This is a genomic window from Paramesorhizobium leguminum, from assembly GCF_003217235.1.
Lineage (GTDB): Bacteria > Pseudomonadota > Alphaproteobacteria > Rhizobiales > Rhizobiaceae > Paramesorhizobium > Paramesorhizobium leguminum.
The window spans coordinates 1-9,021 of record NZ_QJTF01000044.1; the positions used below are offsets into that span (position 1 = coordinate 1).

Sequence of the window (9,021 nt, forward strand, 5' to 3'; positions counted from 1 at the left end):
ATTCCCGGGGTGGCCATCCCGGGAATCGCATCCAGCCTCAGCGCCAATTAAGCATGAAACAAACAGACAATTCCTGTGCTTGTCACAGGAATCCATGCCTCAACGGTGAAGTTGCCGCACCCGGCAAAAAAGTATCGTTCCATCCAAAAGTGAAATGCCTTAGTAAAAACCAATCGGAAAATATCTCAGATATAATTCCGCCATGGTGCCCTTCTGTTCCAGCGTCTCCAGCGCATGGTCGAAGGCGTTTGCAAGTTGCGCATTCCCGCTTGCAACCGCGATACCCATGCCCTGGCCCAGAAAGGGGGAGCCGAGATAGGGGCCGCCGGAAAAGACGCAGCAGCCTTGTGATGCCTTGTCCCCAAGCCAGGCGGAGAGCGTCATGCCGTCGCCGAAAACGGCGTCGATCTTGCCATTTGTCAGATCGGCGAAGAGCTGTTCTTTTCCGCGAACGCTCTCGATGACGGCGTTGGGAAAAGAGTGGCGCAGCATGGCCTCATGCGCCGTTCCACTGATAACGCCGACGCGTTTGCCCTTGAGATTGCGGTTGAGCGGTTCGTCAAGTGCTGCGCCCCGCTGCGTGACGAAGCGGGCCGGCAGGCCGAGATAAGACCGCGAGAACGCGAACTCGGCGCGGTTTTCCGCCGTCGGCTCCAGCCCGGCTATAATGGCCTCGCCGTCTCCCGTTTTCAGCTTCGCGCCAAGCTCGCTCCAGGGCGCTGCCTCGATCTGGCAAATATCGGCTATTCCCAACTCACTGCATATGGCGCGGGCCAGATCGATATTATAGCCCGCGAGCCTGCCGCCGCTATCGATGAAATTGAACGGGGGAAAATCGGCGCTCGTTATAAAACGCAGGCGGCGCAGCTTGGAAAGGTCCGGCTTGGCCACGCGCTCGCGCCGGTCCCAAAATGCCGGAATGTCCGGTCCCGCGGCAAAGACAGGGGCCCAGGCAAACTGGACGGTTGCCGCCACGGCAAGGGCAAAAATGAACGCTGACGGTCTCATTGGTATCGGCTTTATATCGCTCGCGACGAATTTCAGAATCGGGATACTAGCAAACTTTCAGTTCCGGTGTCGTTCCTGATTTCGAAATTCGCTCTGGAGGGCGGTATCTCGGAATCACGCCCTCCCGAAGGCTTATATCCGCGGAGCCACGAGGCATATCTGTTAATACATCCCAATAGCTAATGTAATAAATGCCGATACAGGCGTATTTACCAATATATTCAAAAAAGTCACACAAGTATAAAAAATGCTTTTGATTCAAACTAGAGTACTATTAGATTATTGTTCACTTTTCTCAATTAATACATTTATATACATGGGCTATGCTTAGGCGCGGTCCTTTATTTATTGATTCGCCCCGGCTTGGCCGCTGGGACAGGGAGATTGTCGTCATGCCGAAGAGATATGAAATGCCTGGTGCCGGTGCATGCTTGCCAGTGGCCGCGGCTGGGTTGGAACACGCTCAAATGCCCTCGGCGCGGCTCCTGGGCCGGGCCCTGCCACGCTTAACCCGTCTCCTGTTGGGCGGTGCGACGACGATCTGTTTTCTGGCCCTGAGCGCCCCGGCCTTCGCGCAGCCGCTTGTGACCGCCAACGGAGGAGCGGTTAATCTTTCGCCTGCGACGGCAACCTGCAACCAGGCGCAATGCTACCTGGCTGAAGCTGGCGGCACGATAAACTCAGCCGGCCAGTCCGTGAATCTGACCGTGCCGGATGGCCCCCTCCAAAACTATGCGGTGCTCGTGCAGGGCGGCAGTACGGTCAATCTCATTGATGGCGGAACGATAGCGAACGGCGCAGTAATGGGCGGCGGAGGTTTTAATGCCATTAACGTAGGAACTGGGAATAATGACACCAACACATTTAAAGGCAAAGACCTGACGCTCACCAGCACGGGAGCGGCTAGCGGAGGCTTCGTCTATGTGAATGGCAAGAACAGCAGCGTTGAATTTGATGGCGCAACTACGTTGAGTGGGACGGTAACCATTGCTGATAATGCGTTCACTGCGGGTGATCTGAATTCGGCGAATGGCGGCAGCATCACTTTCGGTCAACACGCAACGCTAACGGGCACATTAGCAGCGTTAGCGGGTTCAACTTCCGATTTTATGGTTGCCCAGGGCAACGGCAATATTGATGTTCAGGGCGGAGGCGAGGTCACTTTGACCGGCAACTTTGAGCATGGCTTCTACGCATATCAGACTGGAAGCCAAATCACGTTGAACGGCATGAAGATTCATGCCGCGACCAACAGTATCGCGATGAACCACCTGGCCCTCAGCCACTCGGGTTCCCTCAAGGTAACGAACAGCGTCTTTGATGGGACGAACTCTGGTGGCCCTCTATACGGCATTGGTATGCGTTACCTTGGAACGCCGCATGTTACATTCGATGGAAGCAGGATCACGCTCGGTTCTCCTGGATCTGGCCTCCTGGTTTTAGGCAACAAGGCAACCGTCGAGATGACGGGCTCCCAGATCATAGGCTTTGCCGGCACTGGAAGCGGGAATGCTTCTTTGGCGTTTGTCACCAATGCCACAGGACTTGGCGCTCTCTATGACGGTCCTGGCAATCTTGTTTTGAATGCCAAGGATTCAATTCTCTCCGGTAACATCCTGGTGGATGCGCCTGGGACAGCGGGAGCCAATGCATTCACCGCCAATTTCGATGGTACTACGCAGCTGACCGGGGGTATCACCGTGGGGGGCGGGGCCTCCACCGCGGATATAACTCTGAGCGATACCGCGCAATGGACCGGCGCCGGCACCAAGGTGACCAGCGTCACCATCAATCCCAGCACCACGTGGAACGTCACGGGCAATTCCGATATCACCGGCACCCTGACCAATGGTGGAACGATTTCTTACCAGTATAGTACCGGTTTCCAGACGCTCACCACGGGCAACTATACGGGGAACGGCGGCACCATCAATCTCAATACACAGCTTGGCGGCGATGATTCTCCGACAGACAAGCTGGTCGTCAAGGGCGACACGGCGGGCGCGACCAAGGTCACGGTCACCAACACCCTCGGCAAAGGCGGCGGCGCGCCGACCGATAACGGTATCAAGATCATCGAGGTGGACGGCGCCTCCAACGGCACCTTCACTTTGGAAGAAGATTATCATTTTGAAGGCGATCCGGCCGTGGTCGCCGGTGCCTATGCCTACCGGCTGTTCAAGAATGGCAAGACGACTAAAGCCGATGGCGACTGGTATCTGCGTTCGGAGCTGACGCCGTGCACAGGCCCCAACTGCAACCCGAACCCGCCGTGCACAGGGCCAGACTGCAACCCGAAGCCGCACTACCAGCCCGGCGTGCCGGTCTATGAGGCCTATTCGCAGGTGCTGCAGCAGTTGAACGCAGTCGGGACGCTGCGCCAGCGCGTCGGCAATCGCTACTGGAGCGGCGCGGCCAATCCGCAGCTCAACGAGGGCGATGGACCCGGCACGACGGTTGCCCCGCCTGAGGCGACGCCGGAAATCGCCAGCGCCGCCAATATCTGGGGCCGCATCGAAAGCGCGCATGGCCGCTTCGAGCCGAACTATTCCACCAGCGATACGCGGTTCAATGTCAACACCTATGGCATGGAGGCGGGGCTCGACGGCCAGCTCTACGAATCGGAAACCGGCAGCGTGATCGGCGGGCTCACCGTGCACTATGGCTATGCCAAGGCCACCATGGGCTCGGTGCATGGCCAGGGCAGCGTCGAGGCTTCCGGCTACGGCGTCGGCGGCACGCTCACCTGGTATGGCGATGATGGGATTTACGTCGATGCCCAGGCGCAGACGACGTGGTATAAAAACGACCTGCAGTCGGACACGGCGCGTCGCATGCTTGCCGACGGCAATGACGGCTTCGGCTATGCCATGAGCCTGGAAGCAGGCAAGCGGTTCGCCATCGATCCCAACTGGACGATCACGCCGCAAGCGCAGATCAGCTGGTCGTCGGTGAAATTCGATGGTTTCGAAGATACGTTCGGCGCCAGTGTGAAAACCGACGAGACGGACAGCCTGAAGGGCCGGCTTGGACTTTCCGCGGATTACGGCGAAGCCTGGCGTGACAGCAAGGGCCAGCTGACCAAGGCCGAAGTCTACGCCATCGCCAATCTCTCTTATGAATTCGCCAAGGCGAGCAAGATCGTGGTCGAGGACGTGGCCTTCGCCACGCAGAACGACCGCTACTGGGGCGGCGTCGGGGCCGGCGGCACCTTCAGCTGGGCCGATGGTAAATATGCCCTCTTTGGCGAAGTCTCGGTCGACACCAGCCTCGAGCATTTCGCCGATAGCTACAAGCTCAACGGCAATCTCGGCCTGAAGGTGAGGTGGTAGGCCAGGTCGGGAAGGCTTTGACTTGAAACTGCATACCGCGCCCCGGTCATCTCAAGCTGACCGGGGTTCTTTTGCGCGGTATGCGTGTATAGCCTGTTGACAATACACCGCGCATATGCCAGCCTGAAAAAGATTAGAGAAGACGCACAGTCATGCCGTCATTCTCGGGCTTGTCCCGAGAATCTGCCATAAGAAAAAGATAAGCGATTTCCGTTCTGAAAAACTCATATACCTGCAGAATATTAGATAGCATAAATATTACACAGATTGAGAAGAGCCGGTGGGCCTTGGCGGTTCACATAAGAACTTACCGGCTGCACCGTTCGATCTAAGCATTTTCGCAGGAGAATATTGATTTCATTAAGGACATAAGATGAAACCGTCACCGCAAATAAAATCCTGAAGAAGAGCCTGCCCCGCCGCAGGCTTTGCGCGATGCCGTTCGCGTAAGGCGACTGTGCCCGGCGGCTCTTCGATTTGGCATTTCTACCCGTCTCGATATTGCACTGCGATTGCACGATGTGCGCGCCGGATCGGCGACGCGCGTGACTCAGGGATTTTTCCAATGACCGCTGTTCTTGCCATGATCTCCGATGCTTTCTCCTTCTACCGCGACCGGAAAAACCGAGGCGCGGCGAACGGCGGCCGGCGCCGGGGCTGGCGCGCGGTCGGGCTCATGCTCATCGCCCAGTTGGCTCTCCTCACCGGGATCGTGCCGCAGGCGCAGGCGCAGGCGAAGGACCAACAGGTCAAGGTGCAGCTGGGCATAACACCCGGCAACCCTGTTACGGTAGGAACGAGGGTGACGCTGTCGGTATCGACAACGGCGGTGAACGGAACGGTGTATATCTGCAAGGCAAAGCTGTGCACGGATATCAATCGCGTAGCCGAGGTCCAACTGGTCAACGGAACGGCTGCGACCTTCTATTATCCCGGCATCGGCACCTACGAGCTGACGGCGCAGTTTCTTGGCACGAAAGGGTACGAGGCTGCCACTTCGGCTCCGGTTCCGCTGACGGTGACGGGCCAATACGACACGACGACGACGCTCGCCGCGCCGCAGGGCACCGGTCCCTATCGGCTGCCTGTGACGGTCACCGGTATCGCACCGGCCACTGTCAAAAAATCCCCCACGGGCATGGTCGATATCGTCGATACGTCCACCAATAACCGGCTCGGAAGCGTCTCGTTGCCCGGCACGGCCTCCAATACGATGGCCTTGCGGCCAATTCAGAGCGTGACGACGGGCAGCGCGCCTCAGGCTGTCGCGACGGCGGATTTCAACAACGACGGGCGCCCCGACATTGCGGTGGCGAATTACGTCGACAGGAATGTCCAAATCTTTCTCGGTCAGGCGGGAGGCGCCATGGCAACGACGCCATGGGTGACGCTGCCGACGCCCAACCTCCCGATCAGCGTGGCGGCGGCGGATTTCAACAGTGATGGTTACATCGATCTGGCCGCTGGCAATGCCGGCGAGGTGACGACCTGGGGCAACAACAACGGTGACGGCACATTCATGGATCCGGCCCACAATATATTCAACCCCAACTTCTGGGACTACGACGCGCCGGCACAAAACATTGCAGTCGCGGACTTCGATGGCAATGGCGCGCTGGACTTCGCGGTCGCATGGCAGAGCGCCAATAAGGGCACCGTCCCCTCTCTGGCGGTCTTTAGCAACGCCGGTGTCGGCAACTTCACGGTGAACAATATTCCTCTCCCGGGCCAGCCCGGCGGTACCCTTCCCAAAGCGATCGCCACCGGGGTTTTCACCTCCAGCGGCCATTTCGATCTGATTGTTATTTATGGGACCCCAACTGCGACTGTGTTCATCGGTGATGGCAGCGGCTCGTTCCAGGCGAAAAAACCTGACATGGATACGCAGCCCGTATCTGGCGAATCCGTTGCGCTGGCCGATTTCAACGCCGATGGCATTCTGGATATGGCCATGGCGGGAATAGACTGGGGCGACATCGGCGGTAATACCACACTTGGTAAGGCCATGGTCTTTCAAGGCGACGGCAACGGTGGCTTCACCAAGAAGGCGACCGCTGTCTTGGGCGGCTCGATGATCGTGGCGAATTCCTTTGTTACGGTCGGCGATTTCAACGGCGATGGCCATGCCGATCTCGGTACGTTGAATACCGATCATAACAATCTCACAAACTCCGCGCTGCAGGTCTGGCTGGGCGATGGAAACTTCGGGTTTGGATCGAAACCGAGTGCGGAGGTGACGCAGAGGTTCGGGGGGAGCGGCATCGCCAGTGCCGATTTCAACGGCGACGGCATCGCCGATCTGGCAAGCGCCGACGCATTTTCCTATGCAATTGGCCTTCCCCCATACTTCCCTCAGGGGGACACCGCGACGATTACCCTGGGACAGCCCAGCTTGATACAAACCGTCACGGCGACGGGCGTGGCGGTGGATTGGACCGGTGTGCACGAGGTCGAGGCGCACTATGAAGGCGACGATACGTTCGCGCTGAGCGATTCCAACAAGCAGCCGATGGGCAAGGTCGGCATCGTCCTCGATATCGATCCGGCTTCCGTTGCCGCGGGAAAGTCGGTGACGCTGACGGCGACGCTGACGCCGGGCTTGAGCGGCACGGTGTCTTTTTGCGAGGCGGCGGCCAAGCTGTGCACGGATGCCAACCGCTTGGGCGAGGCGCAGGTCTTCAATGGAAAAGCGTCGATCACGTTCATCCCCAGGATCGGAACCTACTCGCTGAAGGCGCAGTTTGCCGGCACGAACACATCTGTGGCTGCGGCCTCCGCCGCCCAGGCGCTGACGGTAACGGGCCAGTATCCGACGAAGACGACGCTCGGCAAGCCGCTGGGCAACGGTCCCTACAGCATTCCCGTGACGGTCAGCAGCGCCGCGCCGCCCGCGACCCCGCCGACCGGCACGGTCGAGATCATCGACCAGACCAACAACAACGTTCCGCTCGGCACCAGTTCCACGCTGTCGCCGGCCGGCGACGGCGTGGCCGTGCAGGGTTCGACGCTGACCGCCGGCAAGGCTCCCAATTCGCTCGCCGGCGCGGATTTCAACAAGGACGGCCTCCTCGATCTCGCCGTCGCCAACCAGACCGACAACAACATCCAGATCTTCCTGGCGCAGAGTGGCGGTACATTCCCCGCCACGCCGTCCTGGACGATCTCCAATGTCGCCGGCGCCTTTCCGGTCGTGGCGGGCGACTTCACCAATGACGGCTATATCGATCTCGCCGTCGGCACCACCTCCAACATCAGCGTCTTCACCGGCAAGGGCAAGGACGGCTTCGAGACGGCGCCCATCACCACCCCGGCGAGCAACATGGTGGCCTTCGTCGTGAGCGATTTCGACACCAGCGGCACGCTCGACCTCGCGTTCGTCACGACAACCAGTTCGCAAATCTGGCTCGGCGACGGCGCGGGCAAGTTCGCTGCGAAGGGCAGCCCGGTGATGATCGGCAACAACATGAAGCGGTATGGCGGCAACGCCGCCGCCGGCGATTTCAACAACGATGCGATCCCGGACCTCCTCGTGCCGCAGGGCGGGAACAGCAGGGTATGGGTGCTGCTGGGCGACGGCACGGGCCTGTTTCAGGCCAGCCCGCAGTACACCGACACCGGCGCCGATGCCACCGTTTGCACGGTGGCAGTGGCCGATTTCAATCACGACGGCAATCTCGACTTCACCGTCGGCGTCGAGAACTATAGCTCCGATGGCTTCGTGGCCTTCTACCAGGGTCAGGGCAATGGCTATTTTATCCCCAGGCCCTTCGTCACTTTTCCCGGCACCGCGTGGCACAACGTCAATGTGACGGTCGGCGACTTCAACGCCGACGGCTGGGCCGACGCGGCCGCCATATATTTCGAGGACAATGGCGGCAAGATCCCGATCCTTCTGGGCAGTAGCAGCCAACCTTGGACCTTTACACCGAGCACGATCGCGCAAGTTGGGGTGTTCCCTCTTTCGCCGGCTGTCGGTGATTTCAACGGCGACGGGTTCTCCGACCTGGCTGTGGTCAATGCGTTTGACAACAACGTCAGCGTAGAGCTCGTCCAGCCCACCGTGACGGTGACGGCGTCGGCCGACGTGCCGGCGCCGGCCGGCGACCCGTCGTCTGGCAATCACGAGGTGGCGGGGGTCTATTCCGGCGACACACTCTTCGAGAAGAGCCCGCCATCCAACTCCGTGGGGCTTGCACCGCAGAAGCTCGATACCACCTTGACGGTGACCGCCGACCCCCAGGACAGCAGCAAGGCCGGCCAGCCGGTGACGCTGACCGCCACCTTCGGCATCAAGAACGGCGACGACGCGCAGGGACACGACCCCAAGGGCGAGTGGGTCACCTTCACCACGCAGAACGGCAATGTGTTCCTGGGCAGGGCGCAACTCGCGCTGGACAGCAAGACGAACCAATATGTAGCGATACTGCAGAATGTCACCCATCTGCCGTCTGGCCCCATCACCATCACCGCCAGCTATCCGGGCGACGCCTATTTCAACAGCATGACCGGGTCGCTCCCCTACACGGTCGGGCAGCCTGTCCCGGTCAAAGTGGCGCTGGCCGTCGAGCCGGCCCAGCCGCAGGTATCGGCGGGAACGCAGGTGACGCTGACGGCGACGGTGAACCCGACGGTGGGCGGCACGGTGTATTTCTGCAAGGTTGCCGCGCCCTGCACCGATATC

Annotated in this window: 5 protein-coding genes; 2 read left to right on the forward strand and 3 right to left on the reverse strand. The window is 59.7% G+C overall.

Annotated elements, in window-relative coordinates; genetic code table 11:
* Window positions 1-159: 159 nt before the first annotated feature.
* From C7477_RS18385 to C7477_RS19060, 3 genes are all read right to left on the reverse strand, one after another.
* Complete coding sequence (locus C7477_RS18385; RefSeq protein WP_110754793.1) at window positions 160-1,008, reverse strand: transporter substrate-binding domain-containing protein; 849 nt, start codon at window positions 1,006-1,008, stop codon at window positions 160-162.
* Between the two features lie 680 nt (window positions 1,009-1,688).
* Window positions 1,689-2,063, reverse strand: coding sequence for a hypothetical protein (locus C7477_RS19055; protein ID WP_181418472.1), 375 nt, complete (start codon window positions 2,061-2,063; stop codon window positions 1,689-1,691).
* A 39-nt stretch (window positions 2,064-2,102) separates the two neighbouring features.
* Window positions 2,103-2,294: a hypothetical protein gene (locus tag C7477_RS19060; RefSeq protein WP_181418473.1), complete on the reverse strand. Its 192-nt coding sequence runs from the start codon at window positions 2,292-2,294 to the stop codon at window positions 2,103-2,105.
* 177 nt (window positions 2,295-2,471) lie between these two features.
* Between C7477_RS19060 and C7477_RS19065 the strand changes: the two genes are divergently transcribed.
* Entirely contained in the window at window positions 2,472-4,340 is a 1,869-nt protein-coding gene (locus C7477_RS19065; protein ID WP_181418474.1) for an autotransporter family protein, read from the forward strand.
* Between the two features lie 565 nt (window positions 4,341-4,905).
* A partial coding sequence (locus tag C7477_RS18395; protein WP_110754795.1) for an FG-GAP-like repeat-containing protein occupies window positions 4,906-9,021 on the forward strand: 4,116 nt, incomplete at its 3' end.

Bases quoted from the DNA above. Each gene is read 5' to 3' on its own strand.
- C7477_RS18385 (WP_110754793.1), bottom strand. From the start codon at position 1,008: ATGAGACCGTCAGCGTTCATTTTTGCCCTTGCCGTGGCGGCAACCGTC.
- C7477_RS19065 (WP_181418474.1), top strand. From the start codon at position 2,472: ATGACGGGCTCCCAGATCATAGGCTTTGCCGGCACTGGAAGCGGGAAT.